This is a genomic window from Deinococcus multiflagellatus (assembly GCF_020166415.1).
Classification (GTDB): Bacteria; Deinococcota; Deinococci; order Deinococcales; family Deinococcaceae; genus Deinococcus; species Deinococcus multiflagellatus.
Genome location: NZ_JAIQXV010000017.1, coordinates 82,939 through 106,782, shown reverse-complemented (window position 1 = coordinate 106,782; position 23,844 = coordinate 82,939). Strand labels below are relative to the sequence as shown.

At 68.9% G+C, this 23,844-nt stretch carries 17 protein-coding genes; 9 read left to right on the top strand and 8 right to left on the bottom strand.

What is annotated here, in order from left to right; genetic code table 11:
- Positions 1–213: 213 nt before the first annotated feature.
- Both K7W41_RS17405 and K7W41_RS17400 read right to left on the bottom strand, forming a co-directional pair.
- Positions 214–1,407 carry a trans-sulfuration enzyme family protein gene (locus K7W41_RS17405; protein WP_224611313.1) on the bottom strand — a complete coding sequence of 398 codons (1,194 nt, stop codon included), beginning with the start codon at positions 1,405–1,407 and terminating at the stop codon, positions 214–216.
- Between the two features lie 454 nt (positions 1,408–1,861).
- Positions 1,862–2,449 carry a TetR/AcrR family transcriptional regulator gene (locus tag K7W41_RS17400; RefSeq protein WP_224611304.1) on the bottom strand — a complete coding sequence of 196 codons (588 nt, stop codon included), beginning with the start codon at positions 2,447–2,449 and terminating at the stop codon, positions 1,862–1,864.
- Between the two features lie 285 nt (positions 2,450–2,734).
- On the opposite strand from K7W41_RS17400, the gene K7W41_RS17395 reads away from it, so the two are divergent.
- Complete coding sequence (locus K7W41_RS17395; protein WP_224611302.1) at positions 2,735–3,670, top strand: ABC transporter ATP-binding protein; 936 nt, start codon at positions 2,735–2,737, stop codon at positions 3,668–3,670.
- A gap of 1 nt (position 3,671) precedes the next feature.
- On the top strand, positions 3,672–4,844 hold the full coding sequence (locus K7W41_RS17390) for an ABC transporter permease (protein ID WP_224611301.1): 1,173 nt from the start codon (positions 3,672–3,674) through the stop codon (positions 4,842–4,844).
- Between the two features lie 422 nt (positions 4,845–5,266).
- On the opposite strand, the gene glf is transcribed toward K7W41_RS17390, so the two are convergent.
- The 4 genes from glf to K7W41_RS17370 all read right to left on the bottom strand — a co-directional run bounded on the left by glf (position 5,267) and on the right by K7W41_RS17370 (position 11,074).
- Positions 5,267–6,442: a UDP-galactopyranose mutase gene (gene glf / locus K7W41_RS17385; protein WP_224611299.1), complete on the bottom strand. Its 1,176-nt coding sequence runs from the start codon at positions 6,440–6,442 to the stop codon at positions 5,267–5,269.
- Positions 6,435–7,607 (bottom strand): glycosyltransferase family 1 protein, encoded by a 1,173-nt coding sequence (locus tag K7W41_RS17380; RefSeq protein WP_224611297.1) that lies wholly within the window; start codon positions 7,605–7,607, stop codon positions 6,435–6,437. Before K7W41_RS17380 ends, glf begins: the two co-directional genes overlap by 8 nt.
- Positions 7,608–7,878: 271 nt before the next feature.
- Positions 7,879–8,787 (bottom strand): SDR family oxidoreductase, encoded by a 909-nt coding sequence (locus K7W41_RS17375; protein ID WP_224611295.1) that lies wholly within the window; start codon positions 8,785–8,787, stop codon positions 7,879–7,881.
- Between the two features lie 133 nt (positions 8,788–8,920).
- The gene (locus K7W41_RS17370; RefSeq protein WP_224611293.1) at positions 8,921–11,074 is read right to left on the bottom strand and encodes a family 1 glycosylhydrolase; all 2,154 of its coding nucleotides are present in this window, start codon (positions 11,072–11,074) and stop codon (positions 8,921–8,923) included.
- Between the two features lie 415 nt (positions 11,075–11,489).
- Here K7W41_RS17370 and K7W41_RS17365 point away from each other — a divergent pair, with 415 nt between their 5' ends.
- Together K7W41_RS17365 and K7W41_RS17360 are read left to right on the top strand one after the other, a co-directional pair.
- Complete coding sequence (locus tag K7W41_RS17365) at positions 11,490–12,125, top strand: FmdE family protein (RefSeq protein ID WP_224611291.1); 636 nt, start codon at positions 11,490–11,492, stop codon at positions 12,123–12,125.
- A 40-nt stretch (positions 12,126–12,165) separates the two neighbouring features.
- Positions 12,166–15,153, top strand: a complete 2,988-nt coding sequence (locus K7W41_RS17360; protein WP_224611289.1) for a PAS domain S-box protein — start codon at positions 12,166–12,168, stop codon at positions 15,151–15,153.
- Between the two features lie 281 nt (positions 15,154–15,434).
- Here K7W41_RS17360 and K7W41_RS17355 read toward each other — a convergent pair whose 3' ends face one another.
- A complete protein-coding gene (locus tag K7W41_RS17355; RefSeq protein ID WP_224611287.1) occupies positions 15,435–16,952 on the bottom strand; it encodes a sensor domain-containing diguanylate cyclase in 1,518 nt (505 codons plus the stop codon).
- Between the two features lie 160 nt (positions 16,953–17,112).
- On the opposite strand from K7W41_RS17355, the gene K7W41_RS17350 reads away from it, so the two are divergent.
- The 3 genes from K7W41_RS17350 to K7W41_RS17340 all read left to right on the top strand — a co-directional run bounded on the left by K7W41_RS17350 (position 17,113) and on the right by K7W41_RS17340 (position 20,001).
- Entirely contained in the window at positions 17,113–17,670 is a 558-nt protein-coding gene (locus tag K7W41_RS17350; protein WP_224611285.1) for a polymorphic toxin-type HINT domain-containing protein, read from the top strand.
- Between the two features lies 1 nt (position 17,671).
- Positions 17,672–18,121: a hypothetical protein gene (locus K7W41_RS17345; protein WP_224611283.1), complete on the top strand. Its 450-nt coding sequence runs from the start codon at positions 17,672–17,674 to the stop codon at positions 18,119–18,121.
- Positions 18,122–18,774: 653 nt separating this feature from the next.
- The gene (locus tag K7W41_RS17340) at positions 18,775–20,001 is read left to right on the top strand and encodes a glucose-1-phosphate adenylyltransferase family protein (RefSeq protein WP_224611281.1); all 1,227 of its coding nucleotides are present in this window, start codon (positions 18,775–18,777) and stop codon (positions 19,999–20,001) included.
- An 8-nt stretch (positions 20,002–20,009) separates the two neighbouring features.
- On the opposite strand, the gene K7W41_RS17335 is transcribed toward K7W41_RS17340, so the two are convergent.
- Positions 20,010–20,399 carry a DUF1801 domain-containing protein gene (locus K7W41_RS17335; protein ID WP_224611280.1) on the bottom strand — a complete coding sequence of 130 codons (390 nt, stop codon included), beginning with the start codon at positions 20,397–20,399 and terminating at the stop codon, positions 20,010–20,012.
- A gap of 224 nt (positions 20,400–20,623) precedes the next feature.
- Between K7W41_RS17335 and K7W41_RS17330 the strand changes: the two genes are divergently transcribed.
- Positions 20,624–22,135, top strand: coding sequence for a DEAD/DEAH box helicase (locus tag K7W41_RS17330; protein WP_224611278.1), 1,512 nt, complete (start codon positions 20,624–20,626; stop codon positions 22,133–22,135).
- A 299-nt stretch (positions 22,136–22,434) separates the two neighbouring features.
- Complete coding sequence (locus K7W41_RS17325; RefSeq protein WP_224611276.1) at positions 22,435–23,841, top strand: xanthine dehydrogenase small subunit; 1,407 nt, start codon at positions 22,435–22,437, stop codon at positions 23,839–23,841.
- The last annotated feature ends 3 nt before the right edge of the window (positions 23,842–23,844 follow it).

Genomic DNA, 23,844 nt, shown 5'->3' with positions numbered 1-23,844 from the left:
ATGACCCGGACCTGAAAAGCCTCGGGCCCCTGCAACGCTGCGCAGGGGCCCGAGGGGTCTATGCCTGGGGCGACAAAGAGCGGTCCTCCGTTCTGCCCAGGGGAAGAAAACACCCTCCTCAGCTTCACGCCAACCGCCCTCTGCCGCGGTCACTCGCTTCCTTCGCCCCACATGACCTGCGGGGTTCACCTTCAGGTCATGGGGTGACCGCTGTCAGTGTTGCGCCACCGGCACCCGGTCCAGCGCGCGCAGCACGTCGTCAATCAGATCGGCCGGGTCTTCGATGCCCACACTCAGACGCACGAGGCCCGGGGTCACGCCCTGGCGCAGCAGGGCCTCGTCGCCCAGCAGGGCGTGGGTGGTGCTGGCCGGGTGGCAGATCAGGCTTTCCACGTCGCCCAGGCTCACGGCCTGCGTGAACAGCCGCAGTTCATCGGCAAAGGCCATCGCGGCGGCGCGGGATGCCAGTTCCACGCTCACCAAGCCGCCGTAGCTGCTCATCTGGCGGGTGGCGACCTCGTGCCCGGGGTGGTCCGGCAGGCCGGGGTAGAGCACGGTCTTCAGGCCGGGGTGACCCTGCAGGGCCCGGGCCAGGGCCTGCGCGCCCTCGCAATGGGCGGCCATGCGCAGGGGCAGGGTCTTCATGCCGCGCAGGAACAGGTACGCCTCGAACGGCCCCAGCGAGGCGCCCACATGCCGCAGCCCCACGCCTCGCAGTTCGGCCAGCAGGTCCGCGCGGGCCGCCACCACGCCGCCAATGGCGTCGCCGTGACCACCCAGGTACTTGGTGGCGCTGTGCATCACCAGATCAATGCCGTGCTCGGCGGGCCGCGTCAGGGCCGGGGTGCTGAAGGTGTTGTCCACCACCGTCAGGGCCCCCGCCGCCTGCGCCGAGCGCGCCACCCAGCCCAGGTCCACGATGTTCAGGCGGGGGTTGGTGGGCGTTTCCACCCAGATCAGGCGGGTCTTGGGCCCTATCAGGGCGTCCATCGCCGTTTCGTCGGCGGCCTCGTGGACCACCACGCCGAACTTCGTGGCCACCTCGTGCAGGAAGCCGGTGGTGCCCCCGTACAGCGGCGCCACGAAAATCACCTCGTCGCCGGGCTGCAGCAGGGTCAGGCACACAGCCGAGACCGCGCCCATGCCGCTGGCAAAGGCCACCGCGTCGTCCAGCCCTTCCAGGTCGGCCAGCTTGCGCTCGAAGGCGCGCACGGTGGGGTTGGTCAGGCGTGAGTAGAAATAGCCCTCTTCCTGCCCAGCGAACAGCCGCTCACCGCGGGCCGCGTTGCCGTAGCCGAACGTGCTGGTGGCGTAGATGGGGGTGGCGTGGGCGCCTGTGGCTGGGTCCAGGCCGTGTCCGGCGTGGACAGCACGCGTCCGAAACGCCTGTCTAGGGTTGTGTGCCATACCCACACTGTACGGCAGAGTCGTGAACAAACGTTTGTTTTCTGTGGGGTGTCCGGGGAGGCCGATCACCCACTGGTCTCAGGAGCAGGGGCTGCCTGGCAACGGCGCCAGGGAGGGCGTTTGCCCTAGCGGTGCCTTTAGGCAGAGCCCGGGCTTCAGGAGCGCCTCTGGCCAGCCAGTTCCCGGAACTGCTGCACGGCGGCATTCGTCACAGCCGTCCTCAGCTCGCCCACAGCGGCTGGGCAGGAAGATGCAGAGGAGTACTGCGAACTGCCGCCCATTTCTGGAACATCCAATTCCTTCCTGGCTGTTCCCCGTCTTCGGCGCTGTGCCAGCCCAAGGCCCGGGCATCCGTCCCTTTTCCCTCTCTGCGGCGCCGCTCTGCGCGTCCCTCCGGTCGGAAAAACACCGGGATACGGTACGGCGTTTCTGGCAAGTCGTCTGAAGGGCCGGGTCAGCTGTTGTCGTGGCGGGCCACCCCATGCAGAAAGTCGGCGACATGCTGCGCGGGGTCAAAATGGGTCTCTACCTCAAACACTTCGCCCAGCAGGAAGATTTTGCCGGCCATAGGGCCCATGAAAGTGGCCATCAGGTCCTCGGGGGTGCGGCCTGGAAAGTGCCCCGCTTCCTGGTAATGCACGAAGAGGCCGCGCAGGCTGCGCAGCAGGGTCTGGCGCAGCGGCGCCGAGGCTTTGCGCAGCGCCGGGGTGTAAGCAATTTCGGGCAGCAGACGCAGCATGAGCTTGCGGTGGCGCCGGGCCAGACGGTCGTACTGTTCGGCCACCCGTTGCAGATCGGCCTCCAGGTGGCCCGTGGGGGAGAGAGCCGCTTCCTGGTACCTATTGGTCAGATTCAGGAACACCTCGACCAGCAGGTTCGCCTTGGTCTTGAACAGCCGGAACAGCGTGACTTCGGCCACGCCCGCCTGGGTGGAAATGGACCGGGTGGTGGCCCGCCCAAACCCTTCTTGCGCCATGACCTCAATGGTGGCGTCCAGCAGCCGTTCCCGGGCGCCGGGCGCTGGTAAGTCCTGATCTGACATGGTGCCAAGGTAGACCATGACGCCGGGCATGGGTCCGCACGCCCGGCAGGGGCGGAGCGGGGCACCCTGGGCCAGAGCACTGGACCGCCCGGGGTGCCCGGTGCCCTGGGCCAGCGTGCCCCGACCAGAAAAGGTGCACCGCCCAGCGCCAGTGCTGGGCATGGCCCTGCCGCCTGGTCCCTTCGCATTGACAGCCGCCCTGAAGCCGCCTACTGTAGTGTAAGCAAGCACTAACACACAAGGCAGTGTGGTCCCCGCTTTGCGGCGCACTGCAGGGAGGCGGGTATGGACGCGGTGGAACTTCGCGGGCTCACGAAGGTGTACCGGCGCGGGCGGCGCAGCGTTACGGTGGTGGATCACCTGACCCTGAAGGTGCCGGCGGGCATCGTGTTCGGGTTCCTGGGGCCCAACGGTGCGGGCAAAACCACCACCATACGCATGCTCTGCGGCGTGCTGGCCCCCACCAGCGGCGAGGCGCAGGTGGCGGGCGCCAGCCTCCGGCACCCGGACCAGATCAAGGCGCGCATTGGGTACGCCAACCAGGCCGCCAGCGTCTACGGCGACCTGAGCGTGCAGGAAAACCTGCAGTTCAAAGCGGCGCTGTACCTGCCCAGCGCCGAGGTGGGCCCGGCCGCAGAGCGGGTGATGGCCCGGCTGGCGCTGGAACCTTTTCGGCACACCGCCGCCGCGCAGCTGTCTGGCGGCTGGCGCCAGCGCCTGCTGATCGGCACAGCCATCATCCACAGCCCGCGCGTGATCTTTCTGGATGAACCCACCGCCGCCGTGGACCCGGTGGGGCGGCGCGAGCTGTGGGACACCATCTACAACCTGACGGCCGACGGCGTGACCGTGTTCGTGAGCACCCACTACATGGAAGAAGCCGAGCGCTGCCACCGCATTGCCATGATCGCTGGCGGGCGCCTGCTGGCCGAGGGCCGCCCCGAGGACATCCGCGCCGCCACGCCAGGGCACTTCTATCAGTTTGAGCCCGCCAATCTGGTGGAGGGCCTGCACCGCGCGCGCACGGCGCCCGGGGTACGCGGCGCCTGGATCAGCGGCAATGCCATCCGGCTGCTGGCCGACGGGGAGCTGCGCGCGGGGGCGTGGCCGGCGGGGCCTCCCCCCGCTCCCGCCCTGCCTACCCTGGAAGACGCCTTCGTGGCGCTGGCCCAGCGGGCCCAGTTCCCAGACCAACCGCTCCCCGCCCAAGGGGTGGCCTGACATGGCCCAGCCCCGTCCCTCCCTGCGCGCTGGCCACCGTTCCGCGCCCGGCATGGCCGCCCAGCGCACCCTCGCCATTGCCCGCAAGGAATTCATGCAGCTGCGCCGCGACCCCGTGCTGCTGCGCTTTATCCTGATTTTTCCGGTGGCGCTGCTGGTGATTTTCGGCTTTGCGCTGAACACCAAGGTGACCCATATTCCGCTGGTGGTGGTGGACGAATCGGCCGACCGGGTCAGTCAGAAGCTGCGCCAGACCCTGGGCGCGGAGCAGCGCTTCGCCCTGACCACCGCGCCGTCGCTGACCACGGCCCTGGAACAGGTGCGCCAGGGCGAGGCCAGAGCGGCCCTGCACATTCCGGGGGGCGCTATTGAGGCGGTGCGCGGCGACAGGTCGCTGCACTTCACCCTGTACGTGGACGGCTCGGACCCCACCGTCAGTTCGCAGATTCGCGCGGGTGCCTCGGCCGCCGCGCAGGAGACGGCCGCCACCATTGCGGCGGCGCGCGCCCTGCGCACCGGGACGGTCAGCACCCCGCCCGTCTCCCCTGAAGTGAAGGTGCTGTTTAACCCCGATGACCGCACCGCCGTGTACATCGTGCCCGGCATGATCGGCCTGATTCTGACCCTGGTGGGCTGCCTGCTGACGGCCATCGTGATCGTGCGTGAGCGGGAGATGGGCACCATGGAGGGCCTGATTGCCACGCCCGTGCGCCCGCTGGAAGTGGTGCTGGGCAAGATCACGCCGTACTTCGTCTTTGGGCTGATTGACGCGGTGCTGGTGGTGCTGGCCGGCGTGCTGGTGTTCCGGGTGCCGTTTCAGGGCTCGCCGCTGCTGCTGGCCGGCGCCATGCTGCTGTTTATCCTGGGCTCGCTGGGGGTGGGCATCGTAATTTCCACCTTCGTGCGCACCCAGATTCAGAGCGTGTTCTGGATCATCGCCTATTTCTTTCCCAGCATCTTTCTGTCGGGGCTGTTCTTTCCGCTGGAAGGCATGGTGCAGCCCTTTGGCTTTATTTCGCAGTTCGTGCCCCTGCGCCACTTTCTAGAGCTGGCGCGCGGCGTGATGATTCGCGGCGCCGACCTCTCGCACCTTGCCACGCCCATGCTGGCCCTGGCGCTATTCAGCGCCGCCACGCTGCTGATCGCCAACTTCCGCTTCAGGAAGACGCTCTGAGGGCAGCCGTACCAGTGGGCGGCAGACGGCTTCCAAATCATCCGTGACCGCCCCTGCGCTTCGGTGCTTGCACGCTTCTCCGTTCCCGGTGCTCCTGCTCTGCTGCGCTGCGCTGCCAGCCCCTCCGGTCGGGTTTACCCGCTTGGATGAACCGGAATTCTCAGCACTGGTTCGAACACGTTTAAGTCTATGGAGGGGGCCGTTCCGAAAACGTCGTTTGGGCTGCTGACCCCGCTTACCCCCCTCCCCGCCTCCCCCACAAGGGGGGAGGAGAAAGCTGCTGTACTGTTCGCGGCTCGTTGCCGTGGACGCTCAGCCTGTCCGAGCCATGAGTCGGAGAGAAGACGGCGCTGAACGGCCCGCATCTCCCCAATTGAGGGACATGCGGGCCGTTCAAGCGGTGTTAGAAAAGAGGCACGGCCTTAAGCCGAGGCGCCCGCCGCCCCCACAGCCTGACGCTCTGTGGCCTCGGCCTTGTCGCCCTGCAGGCGGCGGTAGGTCGCCAGGGCCTGGGCCACCACCTGATCCATGTTGTAGTAGCGGTAGGTGGCCAGCCGGCCCACGAAGGTCACGTCGGTGCGGGTGCGGGTCAGGGCCTCGTACTTCTTGTACAACTCGGCGTTTTCGGGGCGGGGCACCGGGTAGTAGGGATCACCCTCGGCGCGGGGGTACTCGTAGACCACGCTGGTGTGCGGGTGGCGCTGCCCGGTGATGTGCTTGAACTCGCTGATGCGGGTGTAGCCGTAGTCGTTGGGGTAGTTCACGGTGCCCACGGCCTGAAACTGCTCGACCGGATGCGTTTCGTGCACAAAGTCCAGGCTGCGGTACGGCAGCTTGCCGTGGCAGTGGTCAAAGAAAGCGTCCACCGGGCCGGTGTAGATCATGTGGCCCCAGGGCACCAGATCCACAATTTCGCGGTAATCGGTGTTCAGCATCACCTTGATGTTCGGGTGGTCCAGCATCGCCTCGAACATGCGGGTGTAGCCGTGCAGCGGCATCGCCTGATAGGTATCCGTGAAATAGCGGTTGTCGCGGTTGGTGCGCGTGGGCACCCGCGCCGTCACCGAGGCGTCCAGCTCGCTGGGGTCCAGGCCCCACTGCTTGCGGGTGTAGCCCCGGAAGAACTTCTGGTACAGGTCGCGCCCCACCTTGGACACCACCACGTCTTCGCTGGTGCGCACCTGCTCCACCGGCTCGGCCACCGAGGCGAAGAAGCTTTCCACCTCAAAGGCCGTGAGGTTCAGGCCGTACAGCCCATTGACCGTATCCAGGTTGATGGGAATGGGCAGCTGCTGCCCGTCCACGCTGGCCAGCACCCGGTGCTCGTAGGGCCGCCACGCGGTAAAGCGCGACAGGTACTCGAACACGTCCTTGCTGTTGGTATGGAAGATGTGCGGGCCGTACGGGTGAATCAGAATCCCGGCGTCGTCGTAGCGGTCGTAGGCGTTGCCGCCAATGTGTGGGCGGCGGTCCACGATCAGCACGCGCTTGCCGGCGTCCCGGGCCAGCCGCTCGGCCAGCACGGCACCAGCAAAGCCCGCCCCCACGATCAGGTAGTCAAAGCCCCCGTTTCTGGGCAAGGGGGCCGCCTCAGTCATTGGCGCCTGCCATCTGGGCGCTGGCCACGCGGGCGGCTGGCTGGGCGGCCAACGGCTCAATGTGGCGGTCCATCGCCTGCCATGTGGCGTCCCAGGACTGCTGCGCCAGCAGGGCGTCGGCGCGCTCCAGGCGGTGGGCGGCGGCGGGGGTGCCGCGTTCGGCCAGGGCGGCGGCGCAGGCGGCTTCAAAGGCGTCGGCGCCGTCGGCAATGCGCACCAGCTCGCGCTCGCCGTAGGGGCGCACCACGTCGCGGATGCCGGTGGAGACCACGCTCAGGCCCGCCGCAAGGTACTCGGGGGTCTTGGTGGGGCTGATGAACTCGGTGGCCGGGTTGTGGGCAAAGGGCAGCAGGCCCACGTCCCAGTGCGCAAAGTAGTTCGGCAGTTCGGCGTAGAGTTTCATGCCCAGGTAGTGCAGGTTGGGCCCCTGGGGCAGCGTGGCCGGGTCAATCTTGACCACCGGGCCAATCAGCACAAACTGCCACTCCGGGCGGCGCCGGGCCACCTCACCCAGCAGGGCCACGTCCAGGCGCTCATCAATGACGCCGGCAAAACCCAGCCGGGGCCCTGGAATGCCCGCCTGATCCTCGGGTTGCGGCGGCAGGGCGCGCGCCTGCCGGAAGTGGGCGGTGTCCACGCTGGACGGAAAGGGGTGCACGTTGGGGTGCCGGGCCGTCTTGGCCTCGTACAGCCGGTGCCCGCCGGTGAATACCACGTCGGCGCGGCGGAACAGCTCGTCCTCGCGGGCGCGCAGCTCGGGCGGGGCGCCGTGGAAGTTGGCCAGTTCGTCCATGCAGTCGTAAATCACGGTGCGCGGCGTCAACAGGTCGGCCACCGGCAGTTCCATGGGGGTGTAGACCCACAGGTCGTATTCCGGCACGTCCTCGGCGTCCAGGAACTCGGCCAGCACAGCCGCCGTGCGCGCCTGCGACTCGGCCGGGCTGTGGCCCACTTCAATGTAGGGGGTACAGACCACCACGCCCGAGGGCTCGCGGCGCACCTCCAGGCGGTCACGCCACTCGCCAAAATGGGGCTCTTCGACGTAATACACCGTGCGGGTGCGCGCCGCACGGGTCATGAGGTGCTGGGGGCGCTGAAAGACAAAATCCCAGCGCAGGTGGGCCAGCACAACCAGGGCCGGGCAGGATGACTGAATAAGGGACATGGAGGCCTCCTGCCCAGCGGAGCGGGCATAGACAGAGAAAGAAACGTGCAGTGACCGAATTGCCACTCGGATAGACCCGACTATAATCTGTGCGTCCTGCACGCAGTTTTTGGTGATCTTTAATACTTCTTACGCTGGAAGGAGAGCAGGGTAAAGGCCGCTTCATGCAGTGGTGGGTTATCCCCACGTTTGAAGCCAGGACGCATAGCAACCCAACGGTGTGCACGGGCACCGACCCACTGCGCGCCCTTAGCTCATGGGTGGCCGGTCCTTACCCGTTGATCAGCTCGCCACCGTTGGGGTGAATCACCTGCCCGGTGATGTAACTGCTGTCATCCGACGCCAGGAACACGAAGGCCGGGGCCACCTCGGCCGGCTGGCCGGCGCGGCCCAGCGGCACGTCCTGCCCGAACTTGCCCACTTTCTCGGCGTCGAAGGTGCTGGGGATCAGGGGGGTCCAGATGGGCCCAGGGGCCACCGCATTCACGCGAATCTTCTTCTCGGCCAGATTGCCACTGAGGCTGCGGGTAAAGGCCACGATGGCGCCCTTGGTGCTGGAATAGTCCAGCAGTTCGGGGCTGCCCCGGTAGGCGGTGACGCTGGCGGTGTTCACGATGCAGTCGCCTTCTTCCAGGTGCGGCAGCGCGGCCTGCACCAGATAGAACATGGCAAAGATGTTCGTGCGGAAGGTGCGCTCTAACTGCTCGGGCGAGATATCGGTGATGCTTTTTTGCGGGTGCTGCTCGGCGGCGTTGTTCACCAGCACGTTCAGGCCACCCAGGGTCCCCACCGTGCGCTCCACCGCCCGACGGCAGAACGCCGGGTCGCCCACGTCGCCGGCCAGCAGCAGGCCCCGGCGGCCCTCGGCTTCAATCATCTGCAGGGTGGCGCGGGCGTCTTCGGATTCGTCGAGGTACACAATCGCCACGTCCGCGCCCTCGCGGGCAAAATGCACGGCCACGGCGCGGCCAATGCCGCTGTCCCCACCGGTGATCAGGGCCACCTTGCCCGCCAGCTTGTTGCTGCCCCGGTAGTCCTCGCGGATCACGATGGGGGCCAGGCTCATCTGCGATTCGTGGCCCGGCTGCTCCGACTGGGTCTCGGCAGGTGTCTGTTCGGGCATCTGGTCGGCGGGGGCGGTTTCGGGCTGTTCGGTCGGGGTACGGTGATCTTGCGACATGGACACTCCTGAAGGCCAATGGAAAATGAAAACGGTGCTCTGGGCCGCTGTTCAGTGTGGGGGTGGGCGGCGCGTTCCCCGGCGAGGAGGAGGTGAAGCCGGGTTCATGTCCGGCTGGGCACCACTGGAAAGCTCAGAGGGGCGGCGCCGGGCGCCAGTGGGCCGGCGGCGCTGGCGGGCACGGCTGGGTCAGTTCGGGGCCGGTGCTGGCCCACCAGTGGGCCAGTGCGCGTGACAGCGGCGGCATGGGCCAGCCGCGCCCGCTGCGCAGGGCCGGCGGTGGCAGGGGCTCGGCGCCGGGCTGCCGGGCCGGCAACCGCTCGCCCAGCAACTCGGCCAGTTGCCCATGCCACTCGGCCTGCGAGATGGGGGCGCCGTGCGTCAGGTGCCACAGGCCCGTTTCGCCGTCCTGCAACAGATTCAGGGCCTCGTGCAGAAAGTCGCGGGCGTAGACGGGTGACACCAGCGTCTCGCGGCCCCCGGGCCGCGCCCCCCCCGAGCCCAGGGCGCCCAGCACGGCCGCCGCGCTGTCATGGGCGCCCCCCGTGCCGAACAGGGGGCCGCCGCGTACCACCAGCGCCTGCGGGCAGCGGGCCAGCACCCAGCGTTCCGTCTGGGCCAGCCCCCGCGCGGCCGGGTCCACCGGGGCCACCGGGTCGGCCTCGCTCCAGGCGTGCGGGCCCGCGTGGCCGAAGACCTCGGCCCCCGAACAGCACAGCAGGGGCAGGCGCAGCGCGGCGCAGGCCTGCGCGAGGTGCGCCGCGCCCCGCCCCAGCCGCGTGCCCGGCAGGCTGACCACGCCCCAGGGGCCTGCGGCCTGCAGCAGCCCCAGTCGGTCGGCGGGCGACAGGCGGGCCCACAGCTGCGGGTCCAGGGTGAGGGTGGACAGCCCCCGCTCGGCGCAGAGTTCGCGCAGCAGGGCGCCCAGCCGTTCCCCGGTGCCCACGATGAGCAGGGGCGGCCTGTCCCCGGGCAGCGCGGCGCTGTGCACCTCGCCCAGCGCGGGATACAGCAGGCGCCCGGCCCGCGCCCACCAGCCAGGGGCCGAGTGCAGGCCGGACAGGGGCGGGGCCTCGCCGCGCGCCAGTGCCCGCGCGAGGCGCGCCAGCGCCGTGGGGCGCGGCTGCGGCGCGCGCACGTCCCACAGCCCGCTTTCGTAGTGCCCTTCGCGGCGGGTGAGCAGGCTGTTCCATTCAAAGGCCCCAAAGGCCGCCCAGGCAGTCACGGCGCGCACGTCGGCGCCCTGGGCCTGGGCTTCACGCGCCCCCTGCCACGCGCCCTGCAGCCAGCGCAGCTGCTCTTCACGGGTGCAGTTCAGGTGCACCTCGGTGACCGCCATGGGGCGGCCATACCGCGACTGGGCTTCGAGCAGCCGCGCCTGCACGCCGCCGTGCGGGGCGCCCAGCACCCGCACCGCCTCGACATCGGCGTAGCGCTCTCGGCCATTGCCGCCGTGGGTGCAGGCCGGGTAGCGCTCCAGCCGCTCATCTAGAAAGCGCTCACCCGTCACGTAGATGTTCAGGCCCAGCAGGTCCGGTGGGCAGGGGTGCTCGGCAAACCACAGCAGCTCGGCCTCGCTGGCCCCCGCCCGGCGCAGGTGGGCCCACAGGGGGTGCCCATGCGTGACCCGGCCCAGCAGCAGGTCGAAACTCAGCCAGCGCCGCTCGTTTTCAAAGTCGGCCTGCTGCTGCAGGCGGGGGGTGCTGTGGGTGCGGCCCAGGTCCTCGGTCTGAATGAGCTGCGCCTGCGGGTTGATTTCGCGGATGGCCTGCATGGCGAGCACCGTGCCCTGCAACTGGTGTTTCAGGGCCAGCCAGCAGCTGCGTTCGTCGCGGGCGTGGGGGTACCAGTGCCCGTACAGCCCTGAAAAGCGCGCGGTGGTCAGGGGTTCATTGACTGGCGTGTAGGCGCTCAGCGCCGGGTAGCGCTGGGCCACCGCGCGGGCGTAGGCCACCAGCCCCGGTACGAAGCCCGGGTCCAGCAGGTGGGTATGCCGGGGCCCGCTGCCGTGGTGCACCAGTCCGGCGATGGGCGTCACCCCGCGCCTTTGCAGGCGCGCTATGCGCTCATCGGCCCAGCGCCAGTCGGCCGAAGCTGGCCCGTCCGGGGCGGTGCGTTCCCACAGCACAGCCAGCCGCACCGCGCTCACGCCCAGGTCGGCCAGCCGGTCCATGTCCTCGGGGCGCTCATCGGTGCCGCACAGGGCCTGCTGGTCCAGCGTCCGGTCGCCCACGCGGCTCACGGTGGGCTCAATGCCGGCCCACAGGCGCAGCGGGGGGGCGGTCATGGCGCGCGCCGGGGAGGCGCGCTGGCGCGGCGCCTGCCCTGCGGCGAATCGGAAAGAAGACAGAAAGGGCGGGGCATGCCCCAGCCTACGGGCCCCTCAGCGGCCCAGCCTTCAGGCTGGGTTCAGAGATTCTGGGCCGCTCAGGAGCGCCGTCTCAAGGTGGCTTCATCTTTGCCGCTGGGTTCGTGGCAGAACTGGGTCTGTGCCGCGGCGCCCAGCTCCCATCCTTGCCCGGCTCTGGGATGAACAAAGTGCGCCGGCAGGTCCAGCAGCGCCGGGCAGGCTTGAAGAGGGCCAGGCTTTGGCCCCAGGGAGCCCAGCGGCGCCCGGCTCCCCGCAGGCCCAGCCACCCACCGCCGCGCCCAGTCCGCTACTCTACCCAGGTCGGCCCCCGCCGGCCCAAGGACCCTGCGCCATGACCCAGCCCGCCCTCCCCACCCCCCCGCTTTCGCCCGCTGCCCCGGAAGCATTGCCCGGCCTGCTGGCGCAGAGTGCGGCGCTGCACCGCCACCTGTGCCCCCGGCAGGTGCTGGGCGCGCGCATGGGGCTGCTGGCGGGCCAGCACCTCGCCCTCTCCTTTCCCCGCACCGACAAACGGGTGCTGGTGTTTGTGGAAACCGACGGCTGCTTTGCCGATGGGGTGGCGGTGGCCAGTGGCTGCTGGCTGGGCCGCCGCACCATGCGCCTCGTGGACCACGGCAAGGTCGCCGCAACCTTTGTGGACACCCGCACCGCCCAGGCCGTGCGCGTGGCCCCGCACCCCGACCTGCGCGCCCGCGTGCAGGCTGCGCGCCCCGAAGGCCAGAAGCGCTGGGACGCCTACATGGCCGCCTACCAGACGTGGCCGGATGAGGCGCTCTTCCGGGTGCAGCCGGTGACCCTGACCGTGGACCTCGCGGCCCTGATCAGCGTGGCGGGCAAGCGCGCGGTGTGTGGCCGCTGCGGCGAGGAAATCGTGAACGAGCGCGAGGTGCGTGCCGGGGGCGCCGTGCGCTGCCGGGCCTGCGCGGGCGACACCTACTGGGCCCCCCTGGGGGAGAGCGCCCCTTAACTGCCCCCGCAGGCCCCGGGCGGGCGCTACACTCCGGGGCGTGTCCCCCCCAGCCGAGGCCTCGCCCGGACCCTTTCCCCTGAGCGGCGAGCAGGCCCACCAGCTGCTCACCGTGACCCGCGCCCTGTTCCGCGCGGTGAGCCGCGCCGATGTCAAGCGCGTGATTCTGGATGAAGCCCTGCGCGTCACCGGGGCGTACGGCGGCACCCTGGTCAACGTCATTGACGAGCAGACCCTGTACATGGTGAGCGCGGCGGGCTACGACCCCTCGGTGGGGCAGACGTGGCAGCGCTTTCCCATGAACCCCGAATACCCGGTGGTGCAGGCCATTCAGGAGCGCCGCCCCGTGTTTGCCACCCTGGACGAGTTGCGCGCGCACGCGCCCGGGTTTGCGGCGCTGCTGCAGCCCCAGACCCGCGCGGTGGCGGCCATTCCGCTGATGGCGCGCGGGGAGGTGCTGTCTGGGCTAACCCTGTCGTTTGACCACGAGCAGGCCGTGACCCCCGAGCGGCAGGCCTTTTTGCTCACGCTGGTGGACCTGTGCGCCGAGGCCCTGGAACGCGGGCGCCTGCACGACGCCCAGCAGCAGGCGCGCGAGCGGGCCACGGCGCTCTCGGAAGTCAGCCGGGTGCTGGCGGCTTCGCTGGACGTGCAAGAAACGCTGCAGCAGATCACGGCGCAGGTGATTGCCCACGTGGCCGACTGGTGTGCGGTCTACCAGCCCGGCGAAGGCGGCGCCCAGCTCAGCGCGGTGGCCCACCAGAATCCGGCGCAGGTGCAGCGGCTGCACGCCCTGCTGGAGCGCTTTCCCTCTGACCCGCAGACCCCGGGCACGTTCGCCTGGGTGATGGCCACCGGCCAGGAGGTGCTGCTGCCGGCGGTGCCGCCCGCCATGCTGGACGCCCTGCCCACCGCCGAGCAGCGCGCGGCGGTGGGCGAGCTGGGGCTGCACTCGCTGATTCTGGTGCCCATGAACGTGCGCGGGCGCCGCGTGGGCGCCCTGGGGGTGGCGTCTTCGCACCCTTCACGCACCTACGGCCCGGACGACCTCGCCCTGGTGCGCGAACTGGCGCAGCGCGCGGCCCTGGCCCTGGACAACGCCGAACTGCACGAAGCGGCGCAGTTCAGCGCCCAGCGGTACCGCTCGCTGGTGGACGCCACCCGGCAGACGGTGTGGACCAACAGCGCCAGCGGCCAGATGCTGGGCGAACAGCCCGGCTGGGCCGCGCTGACCGGGCAGTCGCGCGCGCAGTACCAGGGCCACGGCTGGGCCCAGGCGCTGCACCCCGAGGACCGCGAGGCCACGCTGCGCGCCTGGGCGCGGGCGGTGGCGCAGCAGACCCTCTATGAGGTGCGCCAGCGCGTGCGGGTGGCCGGCGGCGGTTACCGGGTCTTTCACGTCAAGGCCGAGCCTGTGACCAACGCCGACGGCACAGTGCGCGAGTGGGTGGGCGTGCACACCGACATCACCGAGCAACTGGCGGCCGAACAGGAACTGCGTGACCGCGAGGCCCGCTACCGCGCGCTGGTGGAACACGCGGCGGTGGGCGTGGGGCGCGCCGACCACCAGGGCCGCTGGCTGGATGTCAACCGCGCCGCCGAGACGCTGCTGGGCTACACCCGCGCCGAACTGCTGACCATGACCTTTGATGACGTGACCCACCCCGAGGACCGCCAACGTGGCCCTGGGCGGCCCTTTGCGCGCCTGGTGGCGGGCGAACTGGAAACCTTTACCACCGAAAAGCGCTACCTGCGGCGCACCGGCGAGGTGGTCTGGGCCGCCACCACCGTCTCGGCCGTGCGCGACGAAGCGGGGGCCTTTGAGTACGCCGTGGCGGTGCTCAACGACATCACCGCGCGCAAGCAGGCCGAGGATCAGGCCCGGCAGCTGGCCCGCGTGATTGAAGAAAGCGACGACTTCGTGGGCATCACCACGCTGGAAGGGGAGACGCTGTACCTCAACCCGGCTGGCCGCGCCCTGCTGGGCCTGGGGGAGCGCCCGGTTTCGGCGCTGCGCCTCAGCGACTTTTTCTGCCCCGATGACCTGCCGTTCGTGCAGGAGGTGGTCTTGCCCACCACCCGCACCCAGGGCCGCTGGGCCGGTGACTTCCGGTTCCGCCACGCGCAGACGGGCGAAGCGGTGGACGTGAACTACACCCAGTTTGTGGTGACTGACCCCGCCACCGGCGCGCCCCGGGCTCTGGCCACCGTGACGCGCGACATCCGCGCGCGCAAGCGCATTGAGGCCGAGGTCCGGGCGCTGAACACAGCCCTGGAAGAGCGGGTGGCCGAACGCACCGCCGAGCTGCAGCAGGCCAACGCCGAACTGGCCCGCAGCAACACCGAACTGGAGCGCTTTGCCTTTGTGGCTTCGCACGACCTGCAAGAGCCGCTGCGCAGCATCGCCTCGTTTTCCGAGTTGCTGGACCGGCGCTACGGCGAGCGCCTGGAAGACCAGGGCCGCCAGTACCTGGGCTACGTGACGCGCGGCGCCCAGCGCATGAAGGTCCTGATTGACGACCTGCTGGTGTTCTCGCGCCTGAACGCGGTGCACGAGCCCTTTGCCGCTGTGGACATGGCCGGGGTGCTGGGCGAGGTGCAGGCGCGGCTGCACGCGGCCATTGAGGACAGCGGCGCGCAGCTGGTGGTGGGCCCGCTGCCCACGGTGATGGGCGCCCCGGAAGAACTGACCCGGCTCTTTCAGAACCTGTTGGGCAACGCCCTGAAGTTCCGCCGCGAGGGGGTGCCGCCTGTGGTGGCGGTGGGCGCCCAGGACGAGGGCGAGCGGTGGCACTTTACCGTCACCGACAACGGCATTGGCATTGAGCCGCAGTACCACGAGCGGGTGTTTGGCCTGTTTCAGCGCCTGCATGTGCGCGACCGCTACGAAGGCACCGGGCTGGGGCTGGCCATTGTGCGCAAGGTGGCCGAGCGCCACGGCGGCGCGGTCTGGCTGGAGAGCCGGGCCGGAGAGGGCACCACCATTCACCTCACGCTGGCCAAAGTGCCCCCAGTGACGCCCCTCTAGCCGCGCCCACACTTTGGGCAGGGCCGGGTGCGGCAATGGTTCGGACAGGTTCGGCAGTCCACAGAGGAGAGCCGGACAAACACGCTGGTTTTCCCCTCCCCCTCGTGGGGGACTCGTAGAGCTGCGCAGCAGAGGAGGGCAGCGAGTCGGGCGTCCCAGACAACGTTTCTTCCATCCAGACAACGTTTCTTCCATCGGCCACTCGCCACACTTGAACACTGTCTGTACCATTGATGCGGGTGCCTGGGCCAAAGGGGCCCCCGCTGGGGCGCTTTTCCCGCCTAGGCCACGCTGGCCCGGCGGCGGCGTTTGGCGGCGTACATGCGTTGATCGGCCAGGGCCAGCCGCGCCGGCGCGTGCGCTTCCTCGGCCCAGCGCACCACGCCGGCGCTGGCCCCGGTGCGCTGCGTGGTGAGCTGGGCGGCGGCGCCCATCGCCACGTCAATGCGCGCCAGCACCTCGGCCTCGCCCTGGTCCGGCAGCAGCAGGGCAAACTCGTCGCCCCCCAGGCGGTAGGCCGCGCCGCCCTCTCCGGCCTGCGCGGCCAGCGCCGCCGCAAACACCTGCAGCAGCCGGTCCCCCTGGGCGTGGCCCTCGGTGTCGTTCACCACCTTCAGGCCGTCCAGGTCAATCACCGCCAGGGTGAACGGTTCGCTGCCCCGTTCGCGCGTGTCCAGGTCCTCGTCAAAGGCGCGGCGGTTGAGCAGGCCCGTCAAGGCGTCCTCACGGGCCTGGTCGTGGATTTGCTGCAGGGCGGCGCGGCGCTGCAGGGCGTGGCGGATGGTGCGCCCGGCGGCTTCGAGCAGCGTGCGGTCCCCAGCGCGCCAGTCGGTGACGGCGTGCCCCTGCAGGCGCACCGCCATCAGCAGGGTGGGCCCCGACCCGCCTTCGCCCAGGGGAATCCAGGCCGCCTGGGCCACCCCCGCCGCCACCAGTTCAGGCAGGGCCTGGGGGTGGGCGGCGTAGTCGTGCAGATACAGGGGCCGCGCCAGATCGCGCAGGCTCCGGGTGACCCCGCCCATCATCTGGGGCAACTGCTGGGCCAGGGTCAGCACAGCGGCGGGCACGCCCGGCTGGTGGTGGGCCGCCTGGACCGTAAAGGTGTCGCCATGCCACGTCATCAGCGCGGCGTAGTCGGCACTGATCGCCTCGCTGATCAGCGACGCGGCGGCCAGCGTGGCCTGTTCAGGTTCCAGTTCCAGGTCCATCAGGCTGCTCACGCCTTCGAGAATGCGGGCCTGTTCCAGCGTGCGGCGCAACTCCGCCACCTGCTGGCGCTGCGCCTGGGCGTCGTGCTGCGCGTCCAGCTGCTGGCGGCGCAGTTCCAGTTCGTTCATGGCGATGGCGGCAAGGTCCTGCAGCGCCTGCAGGTCTTCGGCGCTCAGGGGATGGGGCTTGTCGTCGGTCACGCACAGGGTGCCGATGCGGTGGCCGGCCGGAGAAATCAGCGGCGCGCCTGCGTACATGCGGATGTGTGGGGCGCCTGTCACCATCGGGTTCTGGCGAAAGCGCGGATCACGCGGGGCGTCCTCGACCACCAGCGGGCCGTCGTCCAGAATGGTCCAGGCACAGAACGAGTCCTGACGGGGGGCGGTGGTGTCCCCCAGGCCATACGCCGATTTGCCCCACTGGCGGTGCTGGTCTACCAAGTTCAGTACCGCCACCGGCACCTGCAGCACCCGCGCCGCCAACCGCGTAATCCGGTCAAAAGTCTCGTCCTGGCCGCTGTCCAGAATCTGGTAGCGCGCCAGATCCAGCAGGCGGCGGTATTCATCGGCCGGAAGGGGAGCCCCAGTCACCTGCCCAGGATAAGGTGCGCCCCCTCACAACAGACTTGCGCCGAAGCGACAATGGAGAACGTAAAGGTGTTGGGATGAGTACCCCTTCTCCGTCACGGAGCGCTCTGACACCCAGCCTCGGCCCAAGCCGGAAGGGCATGAGGAACTGAGTGACAAGTGGGTGGGTGCGGGCCACCTCAAGATTGGTGACAAGATCAAACAGGCAGATGGCACCATTGGCTTCGTTGCCAATGTCATCAACGTCCAGAAGACCCAGGAGATGTTCAACCTCACCGTCAGTGAGGCTCACACCTACTACGTTGGGAATGAAGGCTGGTTAGTACATAATCAGAACACACCTTGTAAAATCCCTAGTGGTCCTCAAACTTATACTGCCGATTTAAGTAACACCACTGGCAGGGCAGCAGCGAATCGTAACAAAATTATTGCAGCACTAATTGAAGAGGATCTTCCAGGTATCAGGTTTACTTTCGTTCCACAATACAGTCCATTTATCCGAACAGGCATTGCTCAACAGGGTGCAGGTACACAGGTTGATAAGCTGGCATTTGGTTCGCGGGCTACACTCATAGATACCCTTATCCATGAGGAACTTCACCATCGCTGGTGGGCTCGAGGTGTTCCCTCACCTCATCACAGCTATCGCGGCGTTGAATCTCCTGCTGATCAACGGTTTTGCGATACTATTGACAGATACAGACGATTAAAGGGCTGGTGAAATGAAATTGCAAGCAAAGTGTCAAGTGTGTGGTGCCAAAAATAATTGGGTTCCCAGTCAGGCGAACATAAAAGGCAAGCTGCTTTGGAGCGCTGGATACGCGTGCGATAGTTGCGGCAATCAGATGGAAATAGATGATATTGGATTTATGCCAATTGAGCTCCGAAAGATGATTTTCGATAGAGATGGGAAATTTTCGATAAAGGCAGCTGAGCGTATTGATGACATTAGCTCGGTTAAAATCAAACAGATTTTGAGGAGAGAGTTTTCACTCGATCTAATTAAAACCAAATCTATTTGCGTTAATAATCATAGCGGATTCCTGTCTGGCACGTATACTGAAATGTCTTGGCTTAGAAGTATTCTCGACTCATTACATCTTTCGCTTGCAATAGAGCGAACTGATGATGCAGGTGACGAAATCCTTGATTTGATTTCTTTGGTGAAATGATTACTTGCGCTATTTGCGGCTATTCAACATCGAATTTGGCCCTCACCCTATAGTTACGCCATCTCCTCCAGCAACTGAGCCTCAACTACCAGCCGCTCCAGTCTCCCTTTTTTGGGGCGTGGGGCGGCTTCTCTCTTGCGCCCGCTCCAAGCACCCGCAGAGCAGAGGGCAAGCACCAAGGCGTGATCCTCAGCAGTCATGACCCCTACGAGCCACTGCAACGCGTTCTCCGGTATGGCCGGTGGCTCTGGTAATTGGTGAGGCCAGCAACGCAAGTCCTGCTCCAGCCAGCCATGCAGCCCACGCCACAGCCAGCGCCACAGATCGGGCGCGCTTTCCCACCATTTGGTCAGTACGGCCCCTCGCGCGAGGAAGGCTGCCTCGTCTCCATTTCGCATACTTGCTGCCCATTCTTGGTACAGCGGTTGGAATAGCTCGTCGTGCTTGAGCTTCCAGTCCTGGTCAATCCGGCTCCATTCACGCAGGGCTGTTGCTCCCCAGCATGTCCAAGTAGCGACGCACAGAGCAACTGCCTCCTCAGCTTCCAGCCGTTCACGTCTTGCTCCGTGCTCTCCGATCCGCTGCCTCCCTCATAAACCCCCCCTTACGCCTCCCACACCCATGTCCCCGGCCCCGCCCCCGAGACTCGCCGTATGGCGTCTTCCCGCAGTCTGAGCAGTGGGCCCACTGGGCGCGGCACCCGCGTGCGCGGCAAGCGCGTGCTGGCCATCATCCTGGCCGGGGGCAAGGGCAAGCGCCTGGGCGTGCTCACCCAGGAGCGGGCCAAGCCCACCCTCACCTTTGCCGGCACCTACCGCCTCATTGACTTTGCCCTCAGCAACTGTGTGCACAGTGGCCTGAGCGATGTGTGGGTGATCGAGGAGTACGAGCTGCACACCCTGAACGACCACCTCGCCAACGGCCGCCCCTGGGACCTGGACCGCACCCACGGCGGCCTGCAGGTGCTGCCGCCCTTCAGCGCCGGCGGTGAGGAAGGGGGCTTTGCTGCGGGCAACGCCGACGCCCTGTACATTCACCGGGGCTTGATCCGGCAGTACGCGCCGGAGGTGCTGCTGGTCCTGTCGGCCGATCACGTGTACACCCTGGATTACCGCCCGGTCATTGAAGCCCACCTGAACAGCGGCGCCGCCGTGACGATGGTGACCACCGCCCTTCCTGAAGGCGAGGACGCTTCCCGTTTCGGGGTGGTGCAGGTGGACGAAGACGGCGCCGTCACCCACTTCGCCTACAAGCCCGAGCACCCCCGCAGCCAGACCATCACCACCGAAATCTTCGTGTACGACGCCCCAAAGCTGCTGGCGCAGCTGGACGCCCTGCATGGGGCCAAGGGCGAGCAGGGGCGCCTGGGCGACTTTGGCGACGAACTGATTCCCGCCTTTGTGGCCGCCGGTGAAGCCCGCGCCACCGACCTGGGCGGCTACTGGCTGGACGTGGGGTTGCCCGGTGCCTACTGGCGCGCCCACCAGGACCTGCTGCGCGGCGAGGCCGTGACCCTGGACGACCCCGAGTGGCCCATCCTGACCTCCAGCATTCCGCGCATGCCCGCGCGGCTGGACGCGGGGGCCCAGGTGGAAGGCAGCCTCGTGTCCTACGGGTGCCGGGTGGCGGGCACCGTGCGCGGTTCGGTGCTGGCGCCCGGGGTGATCGTGGAAGAGGGCGCCACCGTCGAAGACAGCGTGCTGCTGCGCGACGTGGTGGTGCGTGCGGGCACGCAGGTGCGCCGCGCCATTGTGGACGAAGAGGCCCACTTGGCCGCCAACGTGGGCGGCGGCCAGGAGTTGACGGTGGTGGGCGCCCGCGCCCGGGTGAACAAGCCTGTGAAAGGCGGCGCCGAGGTCCAGGCGGGCCCCGAGATGTAGGTTGCGCTTCAGCCCTTCTTGGAGGGGCGCTTCTCCTCGTTCAGTGCCGCTGCCGCGCGCACCAGGGCCTGAAAAGCGCCCTCGTCCAATGCGGTCCCTTCACGCAGGTCTATGGCCCGGCGCACCTTGCCCTCCAGGCTGGCGTTGAACAGCCCGCCCGGGTCGGGCAGCGCCGCGCCCCGGGGAAAGGTCAGCTTGACGGCCGCCTTGTAGACCTCGCCGGTACACAGGATGCCGCCGCAAGACCACACCGGGGTGTCCCATTTCCATTCCTCCTGAATGCCGGGTGTAGCGGCCAGAACCAGCGCGCGCACGCGGGCCAGGGTCTCGCCCCGCCAGTCGTGCAGGCCAGCAATTTTTTCGGAGATCAGGGCCGGGGCGGGTTGTTGGGGCGTCATGGTTCCATCCTACCGGGGCGCCCATTTGGGTCTGGGGGGCTTTATCCGGCATAGTGGGGGCAGCACGGGCCGAGGCGCATGGTCCGTCTTGCCCCGCCCCTGGCGTCGCCGGGTGGCTGGAGGCGCTCGCCTGGACGCGTCCTGCCCGCCTTGTGGCCGGCGCGTCCCTTATTGCCCCTGGTCCCGCGCGGCGCGCCCCCGGTGGACCTCTGGAAGGACCTCGCATGACCTCAACGAACAAACCCCGGCGCACGCCTGCCGCGTCGCCTGCCACCCCTGTGGCCGCCCCCCTGACCCCCAGCGCCGACTGGACCGCCCTGCTGGGGGACCGCACCCCCACCCCCGTTCAGGCCGGGGCTATCCCCGCGCTGCTGGCCGGGCGCGACGTGATCACCACCGCCCGCACCGGCAGCGGCAAAACGCTGGCTTTTCTGATTCCCGCCGCCGCGCGCGGCATCGGCATGACGCCCGTGCGCGGCATGCGCCCCGAGGTGCTCGTGGTCACCCCCACCCGCGAACTGGCGGTGCAGATCCGCGATGTGGCGCGCGAGCTGGGCATGCCCGCCGGGCGCATCACCGGCGGCATCACCCCCGGGCAGACCCGCTCTGAAGCCACCGGCAAGGGCCTGATTGCCGGCACCCCCGGGCGCCTGAAAGACCTGATCAACCGTCAGGAACTCAGCCTTGCCGGCCTGAAATACGCCGTGCTGGACGAGGCCGACGAGCTGCTGTCCCTGGGCTTCCTGCGCGATGTGGGTGACATTCTTCGCGCCGCGCAGGCCCAGCGGGCGGGCAAAGGCCACCTGCAGATTGCGATGGCCTCGGCCACCTTCCCGGCCGAGATTCGCGCGGTGGCCGAGCGCTTCATGGAAGACCCGCAGCGCATTGACATTGCCCCGGCCACCCCCGCGAGTGACGCGGCCAACCCCGGCGACGTGCTGGGCGGCGCCACCGGGGCCACCCACGAACTGCACAACACCACCCGCGACGACGTGCTGGACCTGACGGCCGCCCGCACCCGCGAGGCCCTGCGCGAGCCCGGCGGCTGCGTGGTGATCTTCAGCCGCACCAAGCACCTCGTCAAGCGCCGCGCCGAGAAACTGGGCGCGCTGCTGCCCACCGAGACCGTGAGTGCCCTGGAAGGCAACATGGACCAGAAGAAGCGCGAGCGCACCATGACCCTGCTGCGCGAAGGCCAGTCGCGCGTGCTGGTCGCCACCGACATTGCCGGGCGCGGCATTGACCTGCCCGAGGTGCGTCTGGTGATTCATATGGACGTGGCGTCCACCGCCGAGGACCATGTGCACCGTTCGGGCCGCACCGCCCGCGCCGGGCGCCCCGGCACCAACCTCGTGCTGCTGATTCCCGAGCAGCGCGCCCTGTGGCAGAGCATTCGCCGCAAGCTGCCTGCCCCCCTCCACCCCCCGCTGACCCGCGAAGAAGGCCAGATTGACAAGGCCATTCAGGAAAAGCAGGGCCAGGGCCGGGGCGGGCAGGGCGGCGGGCGTAGCCCGGGTCAGCCCGGGGGCGCGGGCGGTCGCCCGGGGGGAAGCGGCAGTGCCCGCCAGGCCCAGGCCCAGTCCGGTGACCGGCCCCAGCGGCCCCGCCAGGGCGAAGGGCGCCCGTCTGGTCAGCAGGGGGGAGGCCGCCCGGCCCGCCGCCCGGAAGGTGCCACCCCGGGCACTGGCGCGGGCCGCGTGGGTCCGCAGCGTGCACGGGGCCGGGGCCGCCGCTAAGCGCCCAGTTACAGAAGTCCAATCAGGAAGGCCCAGTCAGGAAAAAGGGGCCAGGAGGAAGCGGCACAGCACACCGCGCCCTCCTGGCCCCCTCCGTTCTGTCCCCAGTGGCCTAGAGCAACTGGCCCCCTCCACCGCCCCTCTGCACTATCCTGAGCCTACCCACAACCCGGCTGTCGTTCTGCATGGATAACCGGCAGCCCGCCCCCTTTGCACGTCCGGCGTGAACCATGCGCGGCCTTCCCCACCCGGGGCAGGGGCCGCGCCGGGCAGCCCGCTTTCTGGCGGCAAGGAGGAACATGACAGTCACGGTCACGGTGAACGGGGTCCCCACCCCCCTGGGCGGCGGCGCACATACCACGCTGCTCGCGGCCCTGCGCGCCCGGGGGCTGACCGGGTGCAAGGAGGGCTGCGCCGAGGGCGAATGCGGCGCCTGCGCGGTGCTGGTGGCCCGCCCCGAGGGAACTGGCACCCGCTGGGAGAGCGTGAACGCCTGCCTCGCCCTGCTGCCGGCCCTGGATGGGGGAGAGGTGGTCACCGCCGAGGGCCTGGGCACGCCGGGGGCCCTGCACCCCACCCAGCATGAACTGGCCGTGCGCGGCGGCTCGCAGTGCGGGTACTGCACCCCCGGCTTCGTGTGCAGCATGGCGGCCGAGTACTACCGTCCGGGGCGCGCACCCGGTGAGCACGGGGCGCCGGGCGGCTTTGACCTGCACGCCCTGAGCGGCAACCTGTGCCGCTGCACCGGCTACCGCCCCATTGCCGACGCCGCGCACGCGCTGGGCACCCCCGCGCCGGATGATCCCCTGCTGGCCCGGACCCAGGCCCCCGCCCCGGCCCCCCGCGCCACCGCCCTGCAGGCCCCCGACGGCGCCTTTCACCGCCCCGCCAGCCTGCCCGAAGCCCTGGCCCTGCTGGCCGCCCACCCCGGCGCGAAGGTGCTGGCCGGCGGCACCGACTGGGGCGTGGAGGTCAACCTGCGCCACGCCCGCGCGCCCCTCACGGTGGCGGTGGACGCCCTGCCCGAACTGCGGGTGTTCGAGGACACCTCCGAGCACCTGCTCCTGGGCGCCGGCCTCACCCTGAGCGACCTGGAGCGGCGCATGGGCGGGCGAGTGCCACTGCTCTCGGCCTGGTTTCCGCAGTTCGCCTCGCGCCTCATCCGCAACTCGGCCACGCTGGGGGGCAACCTGGGGACCGCCTCGCCCATCGGGGACAGCCCGCCTGTGCTGCTGGCCCTGGAGGCGACTGTGGTGCTGGTGGGCCCCGGGGGCCCGCGCGAGGTGCCCCTGGCCGACTTCTTTACCGGCTACCGCCAGACGGTGCGCCGCCCGGACGAGCTGATTCAGGCGGTACGGGTCCCGAAGCCCCTGTCGCCCCTGGTGGCCTTTCACAAGATCGCCAAGCGCCGGTTCGACGACATTTCCAGCGTGGCGGTGGGCTTCGCGCTGCAGGTGGAAGGCGGCGTGGTGACCCGCGCCCGCATAGGCCTGGGCGGCGTGGCCGCCACGCCGCTGCGCGCCGTCGCCGCCGAGGCCCTGCTGGAAGGCCAGCCCTGGACCGCCGACACCGTGCGCCGCGCCGCCCGCGCCCTGGGCCAGAGCGGCACGCCGCTGAGTGACCACCGCGCCAGCGCCGCCTACCGCGCCGCCATGCTGGAACAGAGCCTGCTGAAGTTCTTCGTGGAGCAGGGAGGCACGCTGTGAGCC